This window comes from Azospirillum sp., assembly GCF_035628975.1.
In the GTDB taxonomy this organism is placed as follows: Bacteria; Pseudomonadota; Alphaproteobacteria; order Azospirillales; family Azospirillaceae; genus Azospirillum.
In genome coordinates this window covers 1-23,854 of the sequence record NZ_DASPIS010000101.1, presented here as the reverse complement: position 1 = coordinate 23,854, position 23,854 = coordinate 1, and the positions used below count along the sequence as shown (strand labels likewise).

18 protein-coding genes and 1 pseudogene are annotated in these 23,854 nt (G+C 66.1%); 14 read left to right on the top strand and 5 right to left on the bottom strand.

The features are described 5' to 3' along the window. Nucleotides 1–647: 647 nt before the first annotated feature. Nucleotides 648–2,954, bottom strand: a complete 2,307-nt coding sequence (locus tag VD964_RS22700) for a hybrid sensor histidine kinase/response regulator (RefSeq protein ID WP_324870770.1) — start codon at nt 2,952–2,954, stop codon at nt 648–650. Nucleotides 2,955–3,188: 234 nt separating this feature from the next. Here VD964_RS22700 and VD964_RS29930 point away from each other — a divergent pair. Next, nucleotides 3,189–3,554, top strand: a pseudogene (locus VD964_RS29930) (hypothetical protein); the annotation flags it as partial. A 10-nt stretch (nt 3,555–3,564) separates the two neighbouring features. Then, on the top strand, nt 3,565–3,825 hold the full coding sequence (locus tag VD964_RS22690) for a hypothetical protein (protein WP_324870772.1): 261 nt from the start codon (nt 3,565–3,567) through the stop codon (nt 3,823–3,825). A gap of 164 nt (nt 3,826–3,989) precedes the next feature. Here VD964_RS22690 and VD964_RS22685 read toward each other — a convergent pair whose 3' ends face one another. Then, nucleotides 3,990–4,784 (bottom strand): response regulator transcription factor, encoded by a 795-nt coding sequence (locus VD964_RS22685; RefSeq protein ID WP_324870769.1) that lies wholly within the window; start codon nt 4,782–4,784, stop codon nt 3,990–3,992. Nucleotides 4,785–4,913: 129 nt separating this feature from the next. Then, nucleotides 4,914–5,291: a response regulator gene (locus VD964_RS22680; RefSeq protein WP_324870768.1), complete on the bottom strand. Its 378-nt coding sequence runs from the start codon at nt 5,289–5,291 to the stop codon at nt 4,914–4,916. 226 nt (nt 5,292–5,517) lie between these two features. On the opposite strand from VD964_RS22680, the gene VD964_RS22675 reads away from it, so the two are divergent. The 7 genes from VD964_RS22675 (at nt 5,518) to VD964_RS22645 (ending at nt 14,612) form a co-directional block, all read left to right on the top strand. Further along, a complete protein-coding gene (locus VD964_RS22675) occupies nt 5,518–6,237 on the top strand; it encodes a Crp/Fnr family transcriptional regulator (protein WP_324870767.1) in 720 nt (239 codons plus the stop codon). 166 nt (nt 6,238–6,403) lie between these two features. Then, nucleotides 6,404–7,402 (top strand): SDR family oxidoreductase, encoded by a 999-nt coding sequence (locus tag VD964_RS22670; RefSeq protein WP_324870766.1) that lies wholly within the window; start codon nt 6,404–6,406, stop codon nt 7,400–7,402. Beyond that, entirely contained in the window at nt 7,399–8,490 is a 1,092-nt protein-coding gene (locus tag VD964_RS22665; RefSeq protein WP_324870765.1) for a patatin-like phospholipase family protein, read from the top strand. The genes VD964_RS22670 and VD964_RS22665 overlap by 4 nt, the downstream gene beginning before the upstream one ends. Nucleotides 8,491–8,632: 142 nt before the next feature. Further along, a complete protein-coding gene (gene ngg, locus VD964_RS22660) occupies nt 8,633–10,378 on the top strand; it encodes an N-acetylglutaminylglutamine synthetase (RefSeq protein ID WP_324870764.1) in 1,746 nt (581 codons plus the stop codon). 47 nt (nt 10,379–10,425) lie between these two features. After that, nucleotides 10,426–11,835, top strand: coding sequence for an NAD(P)/FAD-dependent oxidoreductase (locus tag VD964_RS22655; RefSeq protein ID WP_324870763.1), 1,410 nt, complete (start codon nt 10,426–10,428; stop codon nt 11,833–11,835). A 174-nt stretch (nt 11,836–12,009) separates the two neighbouring features. Continuing rightward, entirely contained in the window at nt 12,010–12,885 is an 876-nt protein-coding gene (locus VD964_RS22650; RefSeq protein WP_324870762.1) for a manganese catalase family protein, read from the top strand. A gap of 191 nt (nt 12,886–13,076) precedes the next feature. Then, nucleotides 13,077–14,612 (top strand): MFS transporter, encoded by a 1,536-nt coding sequence (locus VD964_RS22645; RefSeq protein WP_324870761.1) that lies wholly within the window; start codon nt 13,077–13,079, stop codon nt 14,610–14,612. Here VD964_RS22645 and VD964_RS22640 read toward each other — a convergent pair. Both VD964_RS22640 and VD964_RS22635 read right to left on the bottom strand, forming a co-directional pair. Beyond that, entirely contained in the window at nt 14,587–14,712 is a 126-nt protein-coding gene (locus VD964_RS22640; protein ID WP_324870760.1) for a hypothetical protein, read from the bottom strand. The two genes, VD964_RS22645 and VD964_RS22640, sit on opposite strands and share 26 nt — an antisense overlap. Before the next feature lie 142 nt (nt 14,713–14,854). Next, nucleotides 14,855–17,149 (bottom strand): family 1 glycosylhydrolase, encoded by a 2,295-nt coding sequence (locus tag VD964_RS22635; RefSeq protein ID WP_324870759.1) that lies wholly within the window; start codon nt 17,147–17,149, stop codon nt 14,855–14,857. A gap of 742 nt (nt 17,150–17,891) precedes the next feature. Here VD964_RS22635 and VD964_RS22630 point away from each other — a divergent pair. From VD964_RS22630 to VD964_RS22610, 5 genes are all read left to right on the top strand, one after another. Next, nucleotides 17,892–19,031 (top strand): glycosyltransferase family 1 protein, encoded by a 1,140-nt coding sequence (locus VD964_RS22630; RefSeq protein ID WP_324870758.1) that lies wholly within the window; start codon nt 17,892–17,894, stop codon nt 19,029–19,031. Then, a complete protein-coding gene (gene glf / locus VD964_RS22625) occupies nt 19,019–20,278 on the top strand; it encodes a UDP-galactopyranose mutase (RefSeq protein ID WP_324870757.1) in 1,260 nt (419 codons plus the stop codon). The genes VD964_RS22630 and glf overlap by 13 nt, the downstream gene beginning before the upstream one ends. Nucleotides 20,279–20,330: 52 nt before the next feature. After that, on the top strand, nt 20,331–21,488 hold the full coding sequence (locus tag VD964_RS22620; RefSeq protein ID WP_324870756.1) for a beta-glucosidase: 1,158 nt from the start codon (nt 20,331–20,333) through the stop codon (nt 21,486–21,488). Continuing rightward, nucleotides 21,485–23,296, top strand: a complete 1,812-nt coding sequence (locus VD964_RS22615) for an ABC transporter ATP-binding protein (protein ID WP_324870755.1) — start codon at nt 21,485–21,487, stop codon at nt 23,294–23,296. Before VD964_RS22620 ends, VD964_RS22615 begins: the two co-directional genes overlap by 4 nt. 253 nt (nt 23,297–23,549) lie before the next feature. After that, nucleotides 23,550–23,854: transposase (locus VD964_RS22610; RefSeq protein ID WP_414637238.1), on the top strand; the 305-nt coding region annotated here is incomplete at its 3' end.

Below are 23,854 nucleotides of genomic sequence, written 5' to 3'. Positions count from 1 at the left end.
TGGCCCGCATCCGCTCCTTTGCCGCCAACATCCTGCGCGCCAACGGCGCCGACAACGTCCGCGACACCCGGTACCGCCTTGCCATTGGCGGCTTGGATGCCCTCCTACGATGCCGTCTCTCGTAGCGTTGAACAGCCCTGGATGTGTAGGCGATGTCGCTGAGCAGCCCCCCGAGAAACGGTAGTAGGATCGCAGCCAGCAAAACCGTATGCAAAGGATGACGCCCCTTTGCCGGTCTAAGATCGACGGTAGCAGTCATGGCGTCGTCTCCTTGCCCATCTCGGGCCCTTTACTGGTCCGAAGCCGGGCTCTTCTCCTGCGAAGCCCGGCTGCGGAACCGAATGAGCCAGCGTGCCGACGTGCGCCGACCGCAATGGCCTCAATAGGCGGGCAAGAGGATGGTTCCGGGGCAGTCGCCGCCGGTTGACCAATAGGGAGACGACAAACAAGCCGAATGATACCGGTGCGGGGATGAGACATGAAAAACAAGGTTTATACTTACGGGGCCCAGGCACGTAGGCGCCGGATACTTTGGTATAGCAGCAGCTAAGGGAAGAAATGCCGGTGCCGACCCATGTTTGATGCGAACGACACACTATCCGGCATTGGCCGAAATCGGCGCACCGGCGCCGGCCATCCCACCGGGATCACGCCGGTCTGGCTTGTCCGGGGTGTCCATCTTCGCCGTCGTCCAGCGTTCCGCCGCGACGCAGCCCCCTTTTCTCCCGTTCACCCTCTTCAGAGACGGGGTTGGCCGCCATGATCTCCTGCATCACGGCGGCGAGTTGGCGTGACGTAACCGGTTTGTGGATGAGATGCAGGCCATGCCGGTCTGCCTCCCCCTCCGCGTCGCTGCCGGTTTCTCCCGTCAGCAGGATGCTGGGTATGGGGGCCTGAAACCGCTCCCGTATCGCCAGGATTGCCGCAACGCCGGTGCCTTGCGGAAGCCTGTAGTCGGACAGGATGATGTCCGGCGGCTTGCTGGCGTCTGCAAGCCGGGCGAGAGCCTGCTCCGCCGACGCTGCCGTGAACACCTGATATCCCCACTTCTTCAACAAAGCGGTCAGGCCGATCAGTACCATGGTGTCGTCGTCAATGACCACGGCGACACGGCCGTGGCCGCCTTGCGGCGGCATGAACGGCGCCGGTTCCTCGACCCGATCGGCGATGGCGGCTCCGCGTGGAACCGAGATGGTGAAGACCGATCCCTGTCCCGGCGTGGACCTTACCTCGACAGGGTGGTCGAGAAGGTTCGAAAGGCGACGGACGATCGCCAGCCCCAGTCCGAGGCCCTGGTTGCGGTCCCGCTCCTGATTGGCGACCTGATGGAACTCCTCCCAGATCCGTGCAAGATGGTCGGCCGGGATGCCGATCCCGGTATCGCTGACCGCGATCTTCACGTGCGCACCGTCCAGGTGACAGGTGACGCGGATTGCGCCCGCTTCAGTGTAGCGCACGGCGTTTTCCAGAAGATTGCGCAGCATGCGGGCGAGCAGCGTGCGATCGCTGTGCACCGTTGCCGCACAGGGTGATGCCTCCAGCCTCAATCCCTTGCTTCTCGCCACGCCCTCATAGGCCGTGACAAGGGGGCCGAGCAATGAGTTGACGTCGAAGTCCTCCAGCGTGGGGTCCACCGCGCCTGCATCGAGGCGCGAGACATCGAGAAGGCTGTCGAGGAGGTCCTTGAGGGCGTCGAGACCGCGTTCGAGATGGGTCAGTGCGCCAACCGCCTGACGGCCGTCGACATGCGAGCGCAGGATGCTGGCGAACAACATGAGGGACTGCAGCGGCTGGCGAAGGTCGTGACTGGCGGCCGCCAGAAACTTGCTCTTCGACAGGTTCGCTTGCTCCGCCTCGGCTTTTGCCTGCAAGGCGGCGCGGTGCTGCGCGTCGCGTGCCGCGTCATGGCAGCGCAGCAAGTCGTGCGTCTTCACCAGCGCGCGGGAGAGGTCATCGATTTCACGAACGCGGGTCAGCCGCGGTGACGGCGGCTCGCCGCGCCCAAGGGCGGCCGCTGCGCCAGCCGCGGCAAAGACGTCCCGCGCGAGGCGCCCGGAAAACCAGGTGGCCAGAACCAGTCCCAGGGCTACGAGCGCCAGACCTCCAGAACCGACCAGAAACAGGGATCGCTTCAGCGGCGCCCAATAAATGTCCTCGGGCACGCCGATCATCACGGTGACATCCCATGGGAGCATCTTGATGAATGCTCTCTTCAGCTTGGTGCCGTCGGCCGACGGCAGATCCACCACACCACGGTGTGTGTGCTCCAAAATCCGTCGGAACGGCGCCGTCGCCTTTCGGCCTACGACCTCCTCCGGCGCCCGGTTGCGCGCCAAGACCGTGCCCTGATGATTGACGATGGCCGCGTACCAGCCGGCCGGTAGGCTTTCGGCGTCGAGTACGGCGTTCAGGACCCGGATGGGCACATTCACGGAAAGGCTGTGGGTGACTCCGGTCGGGGTGATCACCGGAACGCTGACCGCCATGCTCAAGGATGTGCTGGCGGTGTCGGTGAAAACGTCCGACAACTGCGAGGTACCGGTGGCGAAGACCCTTTTCACCATCTCCGGCTGAGGGGAGGGGGGCAGAGCCGTTCCGTAAGGACTGAGCGTGCTGAACAGCGCGTTGCCGGACCGATCATGGAGGGAGATGCCGGCGATGTCGGGGTAGAGCCCCTTCATCCGCACGGCATGGTCATAGAAACTGCGGAGATCGCCGTCGATGGCGGCTTGCGACCGCGCCAGGGTCATCAGCAGGGTGGACCAGCTTTGAAGGCGCTGCTGCACGGATCGGGCGGCAGCATCGTTGCGCTGAACCAGGTTCGTGAGGATCGCAGTCTGCTCAGCCTGTGCGAGCCGGTAGGTGGCGTATCCGGCAAAGGCGAAAAGAGGAATGGACGAGAGTAGGGAAAGGATGAGCAGCCAGGCTCTTACGCCGAGTATTGCGGTTGCCATCGACCAAGCTCAGCGCCTCGAAAATGGGTGTCCATCCCGTCCGCGTGGGGGCGGCGGGCTGACGGGCGGCACATGTGGGTTCTGCCGACGCGGGTGGCAAGGCTGCCGAAGGGGCAGGGATCAACTCCCGAATCGGTAGGGCACTGTTCGTCCTGTCTGGAGGCGGCCAGTTCATTCACCTGTGTCGGTCGCCACGGCCGCATGTCGGAAACCCGGAAAGGGAGATGACCGTCCATGTCGAACGTTGTTCTTCTTGGAGATTCGATCTTCGACAATGCAGCCTATGTGGGCGGCGGCCCCGACGTGGTGACGCAGCTGCGCCGGCATCTGCCGCAGGGCTGGCAGGCGACCTTGCGGGCGGTCGATGGCGGGGTGACGGGCAGCGTAGCCGCTCAGGTCCGGCAGGTGCCTGCCGATGCCAGCCACATCGTGGTGAGCGTCGGCGGCAACGACGCCCTTCGGCATTCCCGCGTTCTCGACGAGGGGGCGCGGTCGGTTGCCGGCGCCGTCAATGCGCTGGGCGAAGTGCGGGAGCAATTCCAGCGCGACTATCAGGCGATGCTCGATGCCGTGACGGCTCTGCGCCTGCCGACGGCGGTCTGCACCATATATGATGCGAACTACCCCCGACCCGTTGCGTCAGCGGCTGGTCGTTACCGGCCTGACCGTCTTCAACGACGTCATCACGCGGGCCGCCTTCGCGCGCGGGCTGCCGCTGATCGATCTCCGCCTGATCTGCGACGAGGCGGCGGACTATGCCAACCCGATCGAGCCGTCGGTGCAAGGCGGCGGCAAGATCGCCCGCGCAATTGCCGCGCTCGTCGCCGGCCATGACTGGTCGCAGGCCCGGTCCACCGTGTTCGCCCGTTAGAGCGGTTTTCAATCATTCGCTAGAGTTGGTGAGGGATCGAGAACAGGGCTTCGCCGAACGCCGCAGTCCGCAGGATCATCGCGCGCGCCACAGCGTTGGTCTTTGTGCGGGCGTGGTGAAGCGTGTGCCCGAGTGGCCGCTGCTGAAGGTCCGGCCATAGGTCTTTATTTGGCTGACTGATAGACATTCCGGCTGGGATTTCTGCCGTGCTGTTCCTGTACCGACGACACCACACCGGCCTTCACGGCGGCCAGAGCCAGTTGGGTGCGGTTGCGCACACCAAGCCGCTGCATCACGGTGCGCAGATGCACTTTGATCGTGCCTTCCAGCACTCCCAGAGCGCGGGCGATCTCCTTGTTCGATTGACCATCCAGAAGCAGACACAATACCTGGCGCTGGCGGTCGGTCAGTCCGTCAACCGGATTGAACTCTTTTGGAAGCGGGGGCGTGGACGATAGCGGAATTCGAATTGGACCATGATTGTGCCCAGCGGGTACGGCCGGTGCGAAGATTCCACCGCTCAATACGATCGGCAGGGCTTGCTCCAAGACCTTCATTTCACAGCCTTTGTGAACGAAGGCGCGGGCGCCGGCCCGAATACAGGAGGCGACGGTTCCGCCATCGCCGGAGCCAGACACGACGATCAGTGGCACATCGCCCGCAGCCTCCAGAATGGCAGTCAGACCGTCCAGACCATCACTGTCGTCGAGGTTCAGGTCATAGAGAATGGCTGTCAGATCGGGTTCGGACTTGAGCTGGTGTAGTGCGCCAGACAGAGTACCGGCTTCGGCGACGCTGGCACCGGCATAGTGCTGCTGCAATGCCAGCGACAATCCGAAGCGGACCAGTGCCTGATCATCCACAATCAGGAACCGAAAGGACTCGGTTGTGGAGACGCGGTGGGAGGGCATTATTTCCGATTCTTCCGGCTGGGCATCATACCGCGCTTGCTGATCCATGTAGAACCCCTCGATCTTTCACAAAATTCCTTCCATCGGAACTGATGAGAAGGCCTTTCACCGTAGCGATGGCGAGATTGTTTGGAGGAATGTGGCTTTTATCGATCTTATGGTTTGCCGCCTGTTCCGCTATGCGGCATTCATGATCGAGAGGATGTCCTGAGGCCGATACGGCTTCGTGAGCAGGCGCCATCCACATGCGGCGATCAGATCACGGGTTTCGGGCGAGGTGTCGCCCGTCGTGATCACCACGGTGACATCTTCGGGCAGCGCCGCCATGACCTCCGGCACTTCGTCCATTGCCGTGGTCGCACCGAGGCGGTAATCCGCAATGATGATCGTCGGTCGTAGCCGTGTCATGGCGACCAGAGCGGCGACTTCCGAGCCGTTCGATCCGGCCAGGACTTCAGTTCCCTGCGCATCGAAGAAGGCGGTGATCGCAAGCCGCACGATTGCATCGTCTTCCAGGACAGCAACAGCAGCGTTCAGGTTCTTCTGCACGAGCATGTCCTCCCATATCCACGGTACCCAAACTCACGTTGGAAAGACTGGAGCATCGGGAGGGACAGTGCGGTACGCTTCCGTACCGCATTATCCGTCAGGGGAGCCTTACCCCCTCTTCCCAGCGGCAAAGGGATGGAAAAGTCCTATTTCTATGTCCATCACCCGCCACGATCCTGGCCGTGGGTGACTGAGAGTTGCGTGTGCTCCCGCCTAACCGATGGGGGTACACATGCCTCAGATCGAGCAAACCGTCGTTCGCAATCATCTTCTAGCCGCCCTTCCGCCCGAGGATTTCAGGCGCTTGGTGCCACTGCTCACCCCCGTCCCGCTCAAATTGAAACAGATACTCTATGCGGCGGATGAGCCGATCGAGGCGTGCTACTTCGTGGAAAGCGGCATGGTCTCCCTGCTGGCCCCCTTGGAAGGGGGTGGAAGCATGGAGATCGGCGTGATCGGCCGTGAAGGTCTGGTCGGCTTGCCCGTGCTGCTCGGTGCCGAAAGCGCGCCCTCGGAAGCCCTGGTTCAAGGAGCAGGCACGGCCTTCCACATCCAGGCATCAGCATTGAAGAGGGTGTTCGACGACAGCGTACCGTTGAGAACCTTGCTGCTGCGCTACACGCAAGCAGTCCAGATCCAGATTTCCCAGACCGCTGTGTGCAACGGCAGCCACACGGTGGAAGAGCGTCTGGCCCGTTGGATGCTGATGACGCATGACCGGGCCGAGGGCGACCAGTTCCCGATGACCCACGAATTCATGAGTCTGATGCTGGGCGTGCGCCGTGCCGGCGTGACCACCGCTGCCGGAGTTCTGAAGCGCATCGGCGCGATCGATTATGGCCAGGGGACCATGACCGTTCTCGACAGGCCCGTCCTGGAGAGTGCCGCCTGCGAGTGCTACGGCATCGTGCGGCAACAGTTTGAACGGTTGCTTGGGACGCAGCGACGATAAGGATGTGCAAGACGGGCCCGGCGCAGTTCATCCGGCATAAGCCGGACAGTTCAAGCATGATTCCGTGCTCCTTTTCCAGCCCGATTTGTTGGAGGAGAGCAGCCTGCCAGCGTTAGCCAGAGCAGGTCGAAGCAAAGAGAATTTGCACAGCACGGGGAACAGCGACATGGGATACCCCTTTTCCGGGCTGGTGGTCGTCATCACCGGCGCCTCCAGTGGCATCGGCCGCGCCACCGCCCATGCCTTTGCACGCCGCGGTGCGGCGGTGGTACTGGCCGCAAGGCGGGAAGACATGCTGGCTGAGGCCGAACGGGAATGTCGGCAGTTGGGTGGGGAGGCACTGGCCGTGCCGACCGACGTGGCGAAAGAGCACGCGGTCGAAGAACTGGCCCAACGCGCGGTCGAGCGCTTCGGCCGCATCGACGTCTGGTTCAACAATGCCGGGGTCGGCGTCTTCGGCCGGATCGAGGATATTCCGACCGATGCCTGGCACCGGGTAATCCAAACGAACGTGCTCGGCACCATGCACGGGGCAAAGACGGCGATGCGGCGCTTCCTTGCCCAAGGACATGGGGTGCTGATCAACAACGCCTCCATCGTCGGACGGCTGGCGAAGCCGGACTCCACCGCCTACGCCACCAGCAAGTTCGCCATCCGTGGCCTGTCGGAAAGCCTGCGGCAGGAGGTGCTCGACCAGCCGGACATCCATATCTGCACGATCCTGCCCTCGGTGATCGACACGCCCTTTTTCCAGCATGCCGCGAATTACAGCGGTCACCGCGTGCGCGCCGCACCGCCGGTCTACACGCCGGAGAAGGTCGCCCGGACGGTTCTGGAACTGGTGGAACATCCGCGGGCGGAGACCATCATCGGCGGCGCCGGTAAGGTCGGGGCGCTGCTGAAACGGCTGTCGCCTTCGGTGACGACACGGCTGAATGGCCGGGCTCTGCACCGCGGATTCCTGGCCGAAGACCCGAGCGATCCCACCAGCGGCACCCTGTTCCGGCCGATGCGCGACGGGAGGGCCGTTTATGGCGGCTGGCGGAAGGGACCGAACAATGGCGGGGCGCCGCTGCTGGCATTGGCGCTCGTCGGGGTGCCGCTGGGGCTGCTGGCATGGCGCCGTTGGCAGCCGTCGGCCAACCGTCGGCGGACGGTTTCATGACGAGGCGAACGATTCTGGTGCTGTCCGGCGGCAGCGCGTTGGGTGCCTATCAGGCCGGCGCCTGTGCGGCGCTGTTCGAGCATGGGCTGGAGCCTGAGCGGATCGTTGGTTCCTCCATCGGGGCGGTGACGGCGGCGCTGATCGCCGGCGGCCCGCCCGAGGGGCGGACGGAACGGCTGCGCCGCTTCTGGGACGAGACCGCGGGGGTCGATGGCTCGGGGTTGATAGGCACCGGCCTTTCCGGCGACCGGCGGGCGCGCCCTTTGCCTCTCCTGCTGTTTGGTCACCCGTTGGTTTGGCGGCCACGGCTGCCGGGCGCGTGGTCGATGCTGCCGGGCATGCCGGGAGACGCCAGTCTCTACGACCTAACACCGCTGCGGGCGCGGCTGGAGCGGCTGGTGGATTTCAATCGGTTGAACGGGGGCTCCCTCCGCCTGACCGTGGTGGCGACCGATCTGGCGACTGGTGAGGAGCGCCGCTTCGACACGGCCGAGGCGCGGATCACTGTCGAGCATCTCCTCGCCTCCAGCGGGTTCCTGCCCTATTTCCCGCCGGTGGAGATCGATGGGCGGCTCTTTTGCGATGCCGGGCTGTCGGCCAATCTGCCGCTTGCCGCAGCACTGGAAAGTCCGGCGGTGGACGACCGCCTGTGCATCGCCGTCGACCTGTTCAGCCGGGTGGGTGGGCCGCTGTCCACCGTCGCGCAATCGACCGACCGGCAGCTCGAACTGCTGTTCGCCACCCAGAGCCGGCTGGCGGTGGAGAGGTTGCGGTCCGACCATGCCCTGCGGCGGGAGCGGCGGGCCAACGGACGGGAACCGGCGGAGGGCGCGACCACGCTGCTGCTGCTGACCCAGGCGCCGCTTGCCAGTGAGGTCGGGATGAAAGCCTTCGACTGGACCCGGCCCATGGTGACGGAGCGGTGGGAACATGGCCGGCGCGATATGGAGCATGCGCTGGATGTGCTCGACCGCCGGGGCACTGCCACCGCCCCCGGTGAGCTTGTCGTTCATGACATTCGTTGCCCCGGCGATAGCACTGAAGCCGCCCCCCTTCCTACGTCGTCAGCTCAGTCCCGTTTCCGGTGACGGTTTGTTGTCATGGATGCCCCCTCGCAGGTGCCGCCGAACAGGCGGCTGGGGAGGGCAGTCACGCTTTCGCGCGGACCGACGCTTCGACAGGTCGCCCTGCTTGAGGTCCGGCAGCAAACCCATGGGATCCGAGGCCGACATGACCTTGCAGAACGAAACCCGGCAGTCCTTCCGCATCGAGCGGGTGCTCGTCGCCTCCTGTCTCGATCCGAAACCGACCGTCGGGCGCAGCATCCGGCCGGCCGCCCCTTCGTCGCAGGCGGTGGTGGATTGCGGATGGGGCCGCCTTCTGTTCGCCCACACTTTCCCGGATGCCGAGGCGCTGATCGCAGCGATGCGGGAGGAGCGGCCAGGCAAGCGCGACATCGCCTTTTACCTCGAGGATCCGCATGTGGTGCTGGCGCGGGCGCCGAACGAACTGTTCCTCGACCCGTCCCACACCTTCCGGCTGCGTCTGTGGGCCTACAAGGACCGGCCGCAGCTGCGCGGCTTCGACATCGGGGCGCCGCGCCACCGTCAGGATGCCGACGCCGTGAACCGCATCCACGCCGCCCGCGGCATGGTGCCGGTCGATCCGGAGCTCTATTGGGCACAGCGGGACAGCCGCGTTCTGACCCACCTGATCGCCACAGACGCGGTGACCGGCGCCGTCATCGGTTCTGTCACTGGAGTGGACCATGTGCGCGCCTTCAGGGACCCACAGAACGGATCTTCGCTGTGGTGCCTCGCGGTCGATCCGCAGGCCTCATGCCCAGGCATTGGCGAGGCGCTGGTGCGCGCGCTGGCCGAGCAGTACCGGCGCCGCGGCCGCAGCTTCATGGATCTGTCGGTTCTGCACGACAACGGCAACGCCATCGCGTTGTATGAAAAGCTCGGCTTCCGCCGGGTCGCCGCCTTCACCCTTAAGACGAAGAACCCGATCAACGAGAAGCTGTTCGCCGGCCCGGCGGTGGAAGCCGGGCTGAACCCCTACGCCATGATCATCATCAACGAGGCGCGGCGCCGCGGCATAGGGGTGGAGGTGGTGGATGCGCAAGCCAACCTGTTCCGCCTCAGCCTGGGCGGGCGCAGCATCCTGTGCCGGGAAAGCCTGACTGAGCTGACCTCCGCCATCGCGCTGTTCCGCTGCGACGACAAGGCGGTCACCCGGCGGGTCCTGGAAAAGGCGGGGCTGTCGGTGCCGGACCAGAGCGTGGCCGGCGATGTGGCCGACGACATCGCCTTCCTGGAGCGGCACGGCAGGATCGTCGTCAAGCCGGCGCGGGGCGAGCAGGGGCAGGGCATCACCGTGGACGTGCGCGATCCCGACACTCTCGCCTGGGCCATCGCCAAGGCGAAGACGGTCTGCGACACGGTTCTGTTGGAGCGCTTCATCCCCGGCAACGACCTGCGCGTTCTGGTCATCAATTACCGCGTCGTCGCCGCAGCCATCCGTCGTCCGGCGGAGGTGGTGGGCACCGGCGCGCACACGGTCGCCCAGCTGATCGAGGCGCAGAGCCGCCGCCGCGCGGCGGCCACCGGGGGCGAAAGCCGCATTCCGATGGATGCCGAGACGGAACGCTGCGTGCGCGACGCCGGCCTCGCGATGGATGCCGTCCTGCCGGAGGGTCAGGTTCTTACCGTCCGCAAGACTGCCAACCTCCACACTGGCGGCACGCTGCACGATGTCACGGACAAGCTGCACCGCCGGGTGGTCGAGGCGTCGATCGAGGCGGCGCGCGCGCTGGACATTCCGGTGGTCGGGCTTGACCTGCTGGTGCCGGACCTGTTCGGACCCGATTACGTGATCATCGAGGCGAACGAGCGGCCTGGACTGGCCAACCATGAACCGCAGCCGACGGCGGAACGTTTCATCGACCTGCTTTTTCCCTATTCGGCCGTGTGAGCTGTTTACAGGACGGCACCGCAAGGTAGACCGGGAGAGTTCGAACCGTGCAGCACCTCAACCAGACATCTCAGCCGATGGCAGGCGAGCGCCCGCACGTCGTCATCATCGGCGCCGGCTTCGGTGGGCTGGCCTGCGCCGCGGCACTCGGCAGCACCGGCATTCCCGTGACGGTGATCGATCGGCGCAACTACCACCTGTTCGTGCCGCTGCTCTATCAGGTGGCCACCGCGGCCCTGTCGCCGGCCGACATCGCCCAGCCCATCCGCAAGATCCTCAGCCGCCATCCCAACATCCGCGTCGTGCTGGGCGAGGTGACGGGGATCGACACGGAGCGGCGGCTGGTGCGGCTGAACCCGGACGGGCCACATCGGGACGGCGACGTCCGCTATGACCGGCTGGTCATCGCGACTGGCTCCTCCTACAGCTATTTCGGTCATGACGAATGGGCGGCGGTGGCGCCGGGCGTCAAGACGATTGAGGATGCGCAGCATATCCGGGCTCGCCTGCTCGGCTGTTTCGAACGGGCGGAGCTGTCCACCGACCCGGAGGAGCAGGCGATGCTGATGACGGTGGTCATCGTCGGAGGCGGTCCAACCGGTGTCGAGTTGGCCGGTGCCGTCGCGGAGTTGACCCGCTACGCCCTGGCCCGCGACTTCCGCCGCATCGACCCGCGCTCCGCCCGCATCCTGCTGGTGGAGGCCGGGCCGCGGCTGCTCGGCACTTTCCCCGAACATCTGTCGCGCTACGCCCGGAACGCCCTTGGACGGCTTGGCGTCACGGTGATGACCGGACAGGCGGTGGAGAAGATCGAAGCGGGCGGGGTCACCATCAGCGGGCGCTTCATTCCCGCCGGCACCATGGTGTGGGGGGCCGGGGTCGCGGCGTCGCCCGCCGGGCGCTGGCTGGGGCTGGAGACCGACCGCGCCGGCCGCATCCGCGTCGACGCCGACCTGTCGGTTCCCGGACTGGATGGCGTCTATGCCCTCGGTGATACCGCCTTGGGGGCGGGGGACGACGGCAAGCCGCTGCCGGGGCTGGCGCAGGTCGCCAAGCAGCAGGGCCAGCATCTGGGCGCGGCGCTGGCCGCCAACATCCTGCGCGGTGAGCCGATGCCGCCCTTCCGGTTCAAGAACCGGGGCAACACCGCCATCGTCGGCCGCAGCGCCGCGGTCTTCGATTTCGGCACCCGGCAACTGAAGGGCTGGCTCGCCTGGATCCTGTGGGCGGTGGTGCATGTCTATCTGCTGGTCGGCTTCGAGAAGCGGCTGCTGGTCAGCATGCAATGGCTGTGGCGCTATCTGACCTACGAGCGCGGCGCCCGCCTGATCATCGGCGACGGGCCGGCGGCGGCCGGTGCCGCTCCGGCCGCACCCGTGCCTCATGCCGTCCGGGCGCAGGATGCGGATGGTCGTCCCGCTTCCGATGCGGAGGTCACAATGGCCGAACGCAGATAATCATGAGGTCAGCGCGATCCTGCTGTAGATTACAAATTCTTGAATGCGCAAAAGTAAACCCACGTCTTTGGATCAGGGGTATCAGTAATCCTACGACATACCACTCCGTTCAAGGAAATCATCTGCGCCTGATTCTGTTCGACTCGTATCGAACGCGATGCGGAAGGCTACGCCATGTATTTCCACGATAAGAGATTGCAGTATCCGGTACGGGTCGAAACCCCGGATCCTCTCTTTGCACGGCAGCTCCAGCAGGCGATCGGCGGCATCGAGGGCGAGCTTCGCGTCTGCCTGCAATACTTCTTCCAGGCCTGGGGCGCGCGCAGCCCGAACAACAAGTACCGCGACATGCTGCTGAACACCGCCACCGAGGAGATCGGCCACATCGAGATGCTGGCGACCGCGGTCGCACTGAACCTGGAGCATGCGCCGCTGACCCTGCAGGAGACGGCGGCGGAAGCCAGCCCGATGCTGAGCGCGGTCATGGGCGGCGAACGGCCGCGCCATCTGGTGGAAGGCATGCTGCACAAGCATCTGCTGTCCACCGGGCTGGCCGCCTTCCCCGGCAATTCCGACGGGCTGCCCTTCGACTGCTCGCACATCTATGCCAGCGGCAATCTCGCCGCCGACATGTTCTCCAACATCACCGCGGAGGCCACCGGACGGACACTGGCCGTGCGCCTGTACAATGCCGCCCATGATCCCGGCATGAAGGACATGCTGAGCTTCCTGATCGCCCGCGACACCATGCACCAGCAGCAATGGCTTGCGGTGATCGAGGAGCTGGGCGGCATGGAGAACGTCCTGCCGATCCCCAACAGCTTTGACCAGTCGCTGGAAAAGCAGGAGTTCAGCTACGTCTTCGCCGGCACCGACCGCAACGGCGAACCGCCGCCGGCCGGCCGCTACACGCAAGGCGCATCGCTGGACGGCAAGGGCCAGTTCACCGCGATGCAGGCGCAGCCGTTGGGTGAGGAACCCACCCTGGGTCCGGCGCGGGCCGGATCGGGTGCGCAAAAGGAACAGATGGGCACGAACCCGGAGGCCTAGCGGCAGCTGTCCGGTCGTGTGACACGCGGGGAGCGGACATCGGCGTCGCCCCAATCGGTCGGCTCCTCCCGCAAGGGGGCGGTCCGCCGCCGTTCCCCGCGTGCCTCCTTTTACAACATCGTCGATCGGAACCGACTGATGACGCATCGCCGGGGCAAACCCGCCTTTTCACCGCAGGCCCATCGCAAACGATGAGTCTCGCCCCGGATTCCGAGATCACACCCGCCGATATCCAGCGGGGAAAGGATGCGCTGGTCCGCGACGGCGCTTGGGCCAATGTCGTGGGCGCCCTGTCGGGCGGCATCATCCTGGTCGGCCTGGCGCTGGAACTCGGCGCCGGGCCGCTTGCCGTTGGCGCGCTGGCCGCCATCCCCTTCTTCGGCCAACTGGCGCAGATCCCCGCCATCGGCCTCGTCGAGCGTTTGAGGCAGCGGCGCAGGATCGCCGTGTGGTCGATCACCGCCGGCCGCGTCGTCGTGCTGGCCATCGCCCTGCTGCCCTTCCTCGAAGACAAGTCGACCGCACTGATGCTGCTGATCGCCGGCCAGATCGCCATAGCGGTGCTGGGGGCTGTCGGGACCTGTTCCTGGAATTCCTGGATGCACGACCTGCTGCCGAAGGAGGGGCTGGGCCAATTCTTCGCGCGTCGGCTGTTCTGGGCGACCACCCTGGCGCTGGCCGGCGGCTTGGCCGGCGGGCTGCTGGTGGATCACTGGCCGTTCGGCGAGCGGATCCACGGCTACAGCGCCGCCTTCGCCGCTGCCGCGCTCGCCGGCTTCGTCAGCTCCTACTGGCTGGCCCAGGTGCCGGAGCCGCGGATGGACAAGGGGGTGGAGCGCAGTTCGGTGGCGTCGATGCTGCGCCTGCCGTTCCGCGACGCGAATTTCCGGCGGCTGATCCTATTCATGACCAGCTGGAACGTCGCGGTCAATCTGGCGGCCCCCTTCTTCGCCATGTACCTGATGCAGCAGCTGGGATTCGGGCTGGGCATCGTGGTGGTGCTGTGGGCGGTCAGCCAGGTCGCCAATGCGCTGACCCTGCGGCAGTGGGGGCAGCTGTCGGACCGGCTGTCGAACAAGGCGATCCTAGGACTGGCGGCACCGGTCTATCTCGGCTGCGTGCTGGCCCTGCCTTTCACGGCTTTACCGGAGAGGCATCTGTTGACCCTGCCGCTGCTGGCGGTCATCCACGCGCTGATGGGGGCGGCGGCGGGCGGCATCGGTCTGGCGACGGGGAACATCGGCCTGAAGCTGGCGCCGGAGGGGCACGGCACCGCCTATCTGGCGACGGTCAGCCTGTTCGGCTCGCTGGCCGCCGGGATCGCTCCGATCGTCAGCGGCCTGTTCGCCGACTGGTTCGGCGCACGCGAACTGTCGGTGGTGATCCGCTGGGTGGCGCCGGGCGGCGGCAGCGAGGTGCTGGCCATGCGGCTGCGCCACTGGGAGTTCTTTTTCGCCTTTTCCTTCGCCATCGGCCTTTATGCCCTGCACGCGCTGTCGCGGGTGCACGAGAAGGACGAGGCGAGCGAGCGGGAGGCCGTGCAGTTGATGACGCTGGAGGCGCGTCGGATCATGCGCAGCCTGTCGTCGGTCGGCGGCCTGCGGCTGGCCACCGCCTTCCCGTTCGGACGGCCGACCGACCGGCTGCCGGATGAGGCACCGTCGGACGGTGCCGGGGCCGCCGAGCCGACCGACACGGAAATCAGGGAGCGGCATCCGCAGTCTTGACCGCCGGGAGGGGCAAACCCGTTCCCAGCGCGGGAGCGAAGCTGCCGGCGGCGATGCCGAGGCCGGCGAGAAGGGTGAAGGTGAGAAGGGCGATCCGCATGGTGCGCCTGCCGTTTTCCTGCTGTCCCGCAAGCGGATGTCGCTTGCGTGCAGGCGCAGAATCGCCCTCAATCGTTAACGACGGGTTTTGGACGGAGGCTTGGCCGGATTTTGTCCCAGCCTCCGTCCCGATCCGCTCGGTTCTATTCGGCAGCGTCGCGGCGGTCGGAATCCCGCGCCGACGTTGGTGTCGGTGCCCGGCGCGCGGTCGGCTTGGCGGTCCGCTGTGTCTGGGTGAAGGGCAGCACCCCGGTCATGCTTTCCTCCCCCCAGCTGCGCAGGCAGGCGGCGAGCGCATTGTCCAGCGTCGGCATGATCGATCCGCGGGTACTGGCGAGCGCGCTGAAACGTGGGCGCGCTGCTGTCCACCCCATTTCCGCCGCCGCGATCCCCTCCACCAGCGACGGGTCCAACTTGGCCCGCCGGGCGGCATCGCGGGCGAACTCGGCCCAGGTCACGGCTCCGGCATTGACGAGGTGCCAGATGCCGTTCTCGTCGTCGATCAGCAGGTCCAGCGTCGTGTTCACCAGATCCGGCACATAGGTGGGGGAAACGGTAACGTCAGCCGCCGCCCGCACCGGGGTGCCGTCGGCCAAGGCGCGGAGGGTGGTGGCGATGAAATTATGCTCGTCCCAGGGGCCGAAGAAGGCACTGGTCCGGATCACCAGCCCGCGCCGGTGGGTCAGCATCGCCTGCTCCGCCTCGGCCTTCGTCCTGCCATAGACGTTCAGCGGTGCCACCGGGTCGGTTTCGACATAGGGCGTCTCCTTGGTCCCCTCCTTGTTCCCGCCGAACACGAGGTCGGAGGAGAAGCCGACCAGCGGGACATCCAAGGCGGCGCAGGCGGCGGCCAGGATCGCCGGGCCGACGGCATTCTCGCGCCGGCATTGGTCCTCCATCCGCTCGGCGTCATCGACGCGGACGAAGCCTGCGGCGTTGATCACCGCCCAGGGACGGTGGAGCGCCAGCGCCGCGTCGACCGATGCCCGATCGGCGATGTCGAGGTCGGTCCTGCCGACCAGCCGGTAAGCCAATCCCCGTCGGGTACAGGCGCGGGCGAAGGCGCGGCCCAACGTTCCCGTTGCCCCGACGATCAGCAGCATCCTCGGCTCTGCCGTGGCGGGCCGGCGGCGGTCGGCCGGGGTGTAGGGGCAGATGCGCACGGGTGCCCAGCGGAAACGGTCGGCGCGGTGCCACAGGCCGGGGCTGTCGAGCACCGGGTGGTCGGCCGTGCCGGTGGCGGCGAGCTGCCGGGTCATCGCCGCCAACGCCGTCTCGCGGGGCTGTGGGCTGCGGACGTCGAAGGGGCCGGATTCGTAATATCCCACCCGCTTGGTCAGCAGCCGGTTCCAGTCATAGCTGCCCAGCAGGGACCAAACCGTCACCGCCCGCACGTCGACCCCATCGGCCTTCAGGTTCAAGGCCGCCTGCCAAAAGTCGTTCAGCCAGCGCAGTTGTTCGTCGCGGGTGGAACCGTTGTGGGCCTCGGTGATCGCCAGCGGCAGGCGGTAGCGCTCCCAGGCCTCGCGCAGCAGCGCCTCGATGCCGGCCGGCCCCTCGGCCAGGACCGACACCGCCTCGACATCTGCATGGCCGTCGCTGCCGTCGCGGGAGCGTGGGACTGAGGGGTAGCGCGTCACCCGGTGGTCGATGAAGCGTTCGCTGGTCAGATAGTGGTTGAAGCCGAGGATGTCGGGAATGCAGGGCTCCTCGACGAAGGCGGTGATGGCGTCGGCCAGACCGGCGTCGCGGAAGCGGGACCAGAAGGGATGGTCTTCGTCCACACGGCCGGTCAGCAGGTCGAGGCTCAGCCACCGCCGCTGGTTCTGGAAGGCGACGGCGTCGACCAGGGGCGGGGTGCCGTGGATGCGCGTGATGTCCTCGGTCTGGATCAGCATGGCCGACGGGTTCACCGTGCGGATCGCCCGCATCGACCGCTGGGTCGCCCGCGTCTCGTTCACCAGCATGCGCAGGAAGCTCGCCTCGTCGGTCGTGTGCGGGTACCAGAATCCATAGAGGCCGCTGAAGCGCGCCGTCGTCAGTGGTTCGTTGACCGGCGTGTAGGCGTCGATCCAGGGGTAGCGCTCGGCGACCCGGGCGGCGAACTCGGCAAGGCCTGTCGCGAAGCTGGCCTCCAGCATGCTGGTGTGGCGGGGGCCGCTGCCGTGGTGGGTCAGGCCGGCGATAGGCAGGACGCCCAGTTCCCGCAAACGCTCCAGCCTTTCGTCGGTCCAACTCCAGTCGGCTCTTTCGATGCCGTTGGGTGCCACACGCTCCCAGAGAACCGGATAGCGGATGCGTTTGATGCCGAGCGATGCGAAGCGGTCGAGATCATCGGGCCGCCGTTCATGGCCGTTGAGGAGCGTCTGATCGACATAGGTGTTGCGGATACGGGCGACGGTACATTCAAGACCACCCCAGATTTCCAGCTCCGGCATCGGCATGTCCTTATGTGGTGTTTGGGGGCAGCAAGTTGGTGTTGGGTCCGATCCTTCGCCCGCCATCCACCGGAAGGGTGGGAGAGTGCAGCGGTCGGTGGCCCCTGGGGGTGGAAGGGCCGAAGGTGCATCGAAACGCAGTCCGGCTGGGTGAGCGTTGATATCCCGGCGCATCCCGGATGCCATCAGATAAGTCACGCTAACCCTTCAACAACGGACGGAAATCCCGGACCGACCAATTGCGTTCACACCCTAACTCCCGGTACAGCGCAATCGCTCATCGCTTTGCCTTTCGATGCGCCGACATTGTGATTGTCTCTACCGTAAAGTGCCTACCCTGTTGCGATATTGCCGGATTTTCGATGACCGACTGACAGGTTTGGGTGTTAGCGTTCATGTGTGAGGGAAAGCGGGTATAAATCCGCAATTTCATATGCAATAGCTTTGGCGATTTGTCCGGGTTGCTTTTTGGCGATTCGCAGAGATGCCAAGAATGACTGGGAGGCGTTTTTCTCAGAACGGTTTTGGACAGCCGTTTCCCTTCTTTGGACAGCCGTTTCCCTTCTGCGGTTCACAGGGACGGACGGCTTTCCAAGCCGATCAGCAAACGACCCCAGTTCAAACGACTCAAGGCACAGGAGCAGGCATGCAGTATGCTGGCAAGGACGAGATGTTCGCCCGGCGGGACGACCCGCATGGGTTTGGGACTTCCACTCGTCCGGACATTCGCCCGGAAACACGAGTGCATCCCGCCGCGACTGAGCAGGACAACAGCGCCGCCGCGCCGGCGGCTGATTTTCTCTGCTTCTCCCACCTGCGCTGGGGCTTCGTCCACCAGCGACCGCAGCACCTGATGGAGCGCTTCTCCCGCCACCACCGCCTGTTCTATGTCGAGGAACCGGTGGAGGCCGACATCGCCGAACCCGGACTGGCGGTCTACGGCACCAGTTGCAGCATCACGCTGCTGGTGCCGCAGCTGCCCCGCGGCATGCAAGGCGCCGAGGCTGAAGCGGCGCAGACCGCCGTGCTCGACAAGGCCTTCCGCGACCTCGGCATCGCCCGCCCGATCCTGTGGTACTACACGCCGATGAGCCCGCAGTTCGCTGACCGGCTCGACGCTTCCATCGTCGTCTACGACTGCATGGACGAGCTGTCCGGTTTCCAGGGCGTTTCGCCGGAGTTGGTGAATCGTGAACGCGCGCTGATGGAGCGGGCCGATCTGGTCTTCACCGGCGGCTACAGCCTGTGGGAAGCCAAGCGCGAGCGCCATGCCAACGCCCACCCCTTTCCCAGCAGCGTCGACATTCCCCATTTCGCCCAGGCCCGCAGCATTCCCGAGGCGGCCGACCAAGCGCCGATCCCCGGTCCCCGCCTCGGCTTCTACGGTGTCATCGACGAACGCTTCGACATCGGCCTGCTCGACGCCATCGCTGCCCTGCGACCGGACTGGCAGTTCGTCATGCTGGGCCCGGTGGTGAAGATCGACCCCGAGAATCTGCCCAGGCGCCCCAACATCCATTATCCCGGCATGCGCAACTATGCCGAGTTGCCCTCCTACTTGGCCGGTTGGGACGTGGCGCTGATGCCCTTCGCGCTGAACGAGGCCACCCGCTTCATCAGCCCGACCAAGACCCCGGAGTATCTGGCCGCGGGCCGGCCGGTGGTTTCCACCCCCATCGCCGACGTGATCCGCCATTACGGCGACAGCGGCGTGGTGCGGATCGCCGAGACGCCGGAGGCCTTCATCGAGGCCTGCGAATGGGCGCTGTCCATCGACAGAACATCGCCGGACTGGCTGGCCGCCATCGACCGCACGCTCTCGGACATGTCCTGGGACAGCACCTGGAGCCGGATGAAGGAATTGATCGAATGCGTTCGGTGACTGACGAGAATGGAACCGGCCCTGGCGTCGCTTCCCCCAACCATGATCGGCGTGCCGCGGCCCATGGCGGCCGTGCACAGTTCGATTACCTGATCGTCGGCGCCGGCTTCGCCGGAAGCGTCCTGGCCGAACGGCTGGCCCGCGACCTCGGCAAACGGGTGCTGCTGATCGACCGCCGCCCGCACATCGGCGGCAATGCCTACGACCATCTGAACGAGGACGGGCTGCTGATCCATCGCTACGGCCCGCACATCTTCCACACCAACTCGGTCCAGGTGGCGGATTACCTGTCGCGCTTCACCCAATGGCGCCCCTACGAACACCGCGTGCTGGCCCAGGCCGGCGGACAGTTGGTGCCGATCCCGATCAACCGCACCACGGTCAACCGGCTCTACGGTCTGAACCTCAACGAGGCCGGAGTCGAAGCCTTCCTGAAGTCGAAGGCGGAGCCGGTGGAGACCGTCCGCACGTCGGAGGATGTGGTGGTGGGCGCCGTGGGCCGCGAGCTGTACGAGACGTTCTTCCGCGGCTATACCCGCAAGCAATGGGGCCTCGACCCGTCGGAGCTGGACAAGAGCGTCACCGCGCGGGTGCCCACGCGGACCAACGACGACGACCGCTATTTCGGCGACAAGTTCCAGATGATGCCACTGCACGGCTACACCCGGATGTTCGAAAACATGCTCGACCATCCCAACATCACCATCGCGCTGAACACCGACTACCGGACGGTGGCGCGCGAGGTGAAGCACGACCGGCTGATCTTCACCGGCCCGGTGGACGAGTATTTCGACTTCCGCTTCGGCAAGCTGCCCTATCGCTCCCTGCGCTTCCGGCACGAGACGGTGGATCGGGAATGGTTCCAATCGGTGGGCGTGGTGAACTACCCGGCGGAGGACGTGGCCCATACCCGCATCACCGAATACAAGCACCTGACGGGGCAGAACCATGCAAAGACGGCGCTGACCTACGAGTATCCGTCGGCGGAGGGCGACCCCTACTACCCGGTGCCCAAGCCGGAGAATGCGGCGCTCTACCGCCGGTATCAGGCGCTGGCCGACGCCACGCCGAACGTCCATTTCGTTGGGCGGTTGGCGACCTACCGCTATTACAATATGGATCAGGTCGTCGGGCAGGCGCTGGCGCTCTACAGCCGCCTGGCTGAAGCCGAGGGCGGAACTCGTGCTGCGGCCGAAGGCTTTGCCGCCCTGGCCGGACAACGCAACGCCGAACAGCCCGTGCGCTGAACCCCCTTCTTGGCCCCCACCGTCCAGCCTGCTCTCTTGCCGAAGGTTTCGGATGCACATTCCCAACCTCTTCGACAGCTTCTTTATGGGCGGATTCGAGTGCTCCAGCCATCGCCGCCGCGATGGCCGGCGCCTCGACCTGCTGCACTCCACCGGGCACGACACCCATGCGGCGGCGGATTACCGGACGATGCGCGGCTTCGGTCTGCGCAGCGTGCGCGACGGGCTGCGCTGGCACCGGATCGAGACATCGCCCGGGAACCATGACTGGTCCAGTTTCCTGCCGATGCTGTATGCCGCGCGCGAGGAGGGGGTGCAGCCGATCTGGGATCTCTGCCATTACGGCTGGCCCGACGGCATCGACATCTGGCGGCCGGAGTTCGTCGCCCGCTTCGCCCGCTTCGCCGCGGCTGTCGCGACCCTTGTGCGGGATGAGACGGACGCCGTGCCCTTCTACTGCCCGGTCAACGAGATCGCCTACTGGTCCTGGGCAGGCGGAGACGTGGCGCGGTTCAATCCCTGCGAACGCGGACGTGGGTTCGAACTGAAGCACCAGCTGGTCCGCGCCGCCATCGCCGGGATGGAGGCGGTGCGGGCTGTCGATCCGCGCGCCCGCTTCGTGATGGTCGACCCCATCATCCACACCGCCGCCCATCCCGACCGGCCCGAAGACAGGACCGAGGCGGAAGCCTTCCGGATGGCGCAGTTCCAGTCCTGGGACATGATCCGCGGCGACCTGTGGCCGGGACTGGGCGGCCGGCCGGAGTTGCTGGACATCGTCGGCGTCAACTTCTATCCCGACAACCAATGGCACATCGGCGGCGGCACCATTCCGCGCGGCCACCCGCAGTTCCGCCCTTTCCGCGAGATGCTGGCCGAGATCCACCAGCGCTACGGCCGCCCCGTCCTGATCGCCGAAACGGGATCTGAAGGCCAAGAGCGCGCGCCCTGGCTGGCCTATGTCGGCGAGGAAACCCGCGCCGCGATGGCGGAGGGCGTCCCGTTGGAAGGGCTGTGCCTCTACCCGGTGCTCGACTATCCCGGCTGGGACAATGACCGCCATTGCCCGGTCGGGCTGCTGGGCTTTCCCGACGCGCAGGGCAGCCGCCCGGCGGAGGGGCGACTCGCGGCGGAACTTCGCCGCCAACAGGCCATTTTCGATGACATGACCCTCCCCAATCAGGAAACCCTCGGCGAGGCCGCCGAATGAGCGGCGGTCCGGCCGACGACCTCTCCCACTGGCCCTCCGGCCCGCTGCCCGGCCGCCCCTCCAGCTTCCTGTGGGGGTATATCCGGCGCTGGGCTGGGCATTTCGGCGGATTGCTGGCCCTAGTCATCGGGGCGGCGGCCTGCGCCGTGGCGGTGCAGTACGGCATGAAGCTGCTGGTCGACGCCATGGCGACGCCCGGCGCCGACCGGTCGGCAGTGTGGTCGCCCCTGCTTCTCTTCATTGTGCTGATTGCGGCGGAGAACGCCTTGTGGCGCTCGGCCGGCTGGCTCTGCTGCCTGACGGTCGTCGGCGTCGGGGTGGACATCCGCCTCGACCTGTTCCGGCATCTGAGCGGACATCCGGTTCATTATTTCGCGGAGCATTTCTCCGGCGCGCTGGGCAATCGTGTGACCCAGACCGCAGGGGCCGTCGGCGCCCTGACCAACACCGTCACCTGGAACATCCTGCCACCCTGCATCGATTTCATCGGCGCCATCATCGTGCTGACCACCATCAAGTGGCAGATGGCGGCGGCACTGGCCCTGTTCGTCTTCATGGTGGCGGGGATCATTGGCGTGGTCGGCGTGCGCGGCCGGCCAAAGCACCGCGCCTTTTCCGATCAGGCGGCGCAGGCCGGCGGCGAACTGGTGGACGTGGTATCCAACATGTGGGCGGTGAAGGCATTTTCCGCCCGCCGGATCGAGGCCGAACGGCTGGCCCGCAAGTTCGACCGCGAGGCGGCGGCCCAGCGCGCAAGTTGGCTCTATCTCGAAAAGACCCGGATGCTGCACGACGTATTCCTGTGGGTGATGGCCGGCGGCATGCTGACCTGGGCGGTCTGGCTGTGGACGCAGGGACGCATCACCCCCGGCGACGTGGTGGTGGTCACCACCCTGACCTTCCGCATCCTCCACGGCTCGCGCGATCTCGCCTTCGCGCTGGTCGGCACCACCCAACAGTTCGGCATGATCGCCGAGACGCTGCGGGTGATCGGCCCGGGCCACGCCGTGGCCGACGCGCTCGACGCCCGGACTCTTGCTCCCCGCGGCGGCTCCATCGACTTTGAAAACGTCTCCTTCGCCTATGGCGACGGGCGGACGGTGTTCCGCGACCTCACCCTGCATGTCCCCGCCGGCCAGCGGATCGGCGTGGTCGGCCCATCCGGAGCGGGCAAATCGACACTGGTCGGTTTGCTCCAGCGGCTGGACGACCCGCAGCTTGGTCGGGTGCTGATCGATGGGCAGGATCTGACCGCGGTGACCCAGGACAGCCTGCGCGCCGCCATCGCCGTGGTACCGCAGGAAATCGCGCTGTTTCACCGCTCGGTTCTTGAGAACATCCGCTACGGTCGACCGGACGCGACGGACGAGCAGGTCAGGGAGGCTGCCCACGCCGCCCACTGCGACGATTTCATCCGCGCCCTGCCGGAGGGCTACGACACTCTTGTGGGCGAACGCGGCATAAAGCTGTCGGGCGGTCAGCGCCAGCGCATCGGCATCGCCCGCGCCATCCTGAAGGACGCGCCGATCATCGTGCTGGACGAGGCGACCTCCGCCCTGGACAGCCATTCGGAGGAGGAGGTGCAGCACGCCCTGGCTCGACTGATCCAGCGCCGTACGGTTCTGGCGGTGGCGCACCGTCTTTCCACCCTGAGCGGCTTCGACCGCATCGTCGTGCTGAAGGACGGCCGGATCGTCGAGGATGGTCCGCCCTTCGACCTGCATTCCCGCGGCGGAGCCTTCCACGCTCTATGGCGCATGCAGGCCCGCGGCCTTTCCGACGACACGACGACCCGCCGGGCGGGGTAGGGTAGGTCGACAAGCGTAAGAGCTTGTTGGTGGCAGGCACGTCCCGGCTGGCGCTGAGCGGGATGCTACTTTAAGCTGAGTAGGAGTGGTGCGGCGGGGCGCGGTCTGGTAGGTCTGCGGCCCTCGTCCTGACTGCCTGGATCCGCACTCTATGGGCACTGCCGTTCGTCCCGCAAGCACCACGTCGGCGTCCTAGGATGCGTTCTGGGATGTCGATGCTTTTGTCGATGAGGTGCTCAGCGAGCTGACAGCGATGGCGGCCGACGGCAGTCGCTCAACCCGTTCCGGGCCGAAGCCGGCGCTCACGGGAGCAGCGTTGCGCAAGGCAATCATGGCGATCTGGTGCGTGTGCTTTTGCGGCATGCAATGGCGCGCCATCGGTCAGCTCACCGGCATTCCGTTCGGCACGTTGTACACCCTGTTCGCCCGCTGGACCCGGCTCGGACTGTGGCGGCGCTTACTCGACCGGCTGTGCCGCACGTGGCGCATGGCATGCGGCGACACGGCCGAGCCGAGCACGGTGGTGATCGACAGCCGCACCTGCCCCTCGGCCCCGAG

Coding starts and splice junctions, on each gene's coding strand:
- VD964_RS22700 (WP_324870770.1), bottom strand. CDS start 2,954: ATGGCAACCGCAATACTCGGCGTAAGAGCCTGGCTGCTCATCCTTTCC.
- VD964_RS22690 (WP_324870772.1), top strand. CDS start 3,565: ATGATGCGAACTACCCCCGACCCGTTGCGTCAGCGGCTGGTCGTTACC.
- VD964_RS22685 (WP_324870769.1), bottom strand. CDS start 4,784: ATGGATCAGCAAGCGCGGTATGATGCCCAGCCGGAAGAATCGGAAATA.
- VD964_RS22680 (WP_324870768.1), bottom strand. CDS start 5,291: ATGCTCGTGCAGAAGAACCTGAACGCTGCTGTTGCTGTCCTGGAAGAC.
- VD964_RS22675 (WP_324870767.1), top strand. CDS start 5,518: ATGCCTCAGATCGAGCAAACCGTCGTTCGCAATCATCTTCTAGCCGCC.
- VD964_RS22670 (WP_324870766.1), top strand. CDS start 6,404: ATGGGATACCCCTTTTCCGGGCTGGTGGTCGTCATCACCGGCGCCTCC.
- VD964_RS22665 (WP_324870765.1), top strand. CDS start 7,399: ATGACGAGGCGAACGATTCTGGTGCTGTCCGGCGGCAGCGCGTTGGGT.
- ngg (WP_324870764.1), top strand. CDS start 8,633: ATGACCTTGCAGAACGAAACCCGGCAGTCCTTCCGCATCGAGCGGGTG.
- VD964_RS22650 (WP_324870762.1), top strand. CDS start 12,010: ATGTATTTCCACGATAAGAGATTGCAGTATCCGGTACGGGTCGAAACC.
- VD964_RS22645 (WP_324870761.1), top strand. CDS start 13,077: ATGAGTCTCGCCCCGGATTCCGAGATCACACCCGCCGATATCCAGCGG.
- VD964_RS22640 (WP_324870760.1), bottom strand. CDS start 14,712: ATGCGGATCGCCCTTCTCACCTTCACCCTTCTCGCCGGCCTCGGCATC.
- VD964_RS22635 (WP_324870759.1), bottom strand. CDS start 17,149: ATGCCGGAGCTGGAAATCTGGGGTGGTCTTGAATGTACCGTCGCCCGT.
- glf (WP_324870757.1), top strand. CDS start 19,019: ATGCGTTCGGTGACTGACGAGAATGGAACCGGCCCTGGCGTCGCTTCC.
- VD964_RS22620 (WP_324870756.1), top strand. CDS start 20,331: ATGCACATTCCCAACCTCTTCGACAGCTTCTTTATGGGCGGATTCGAG.
- VD964_RS22615 (WP_324870755.1), top strand. CDS start 21,485: ATGAGCGGCGGTCCGGCCGACGACCTCTCCCACTGGCCCTCCGGCCCG.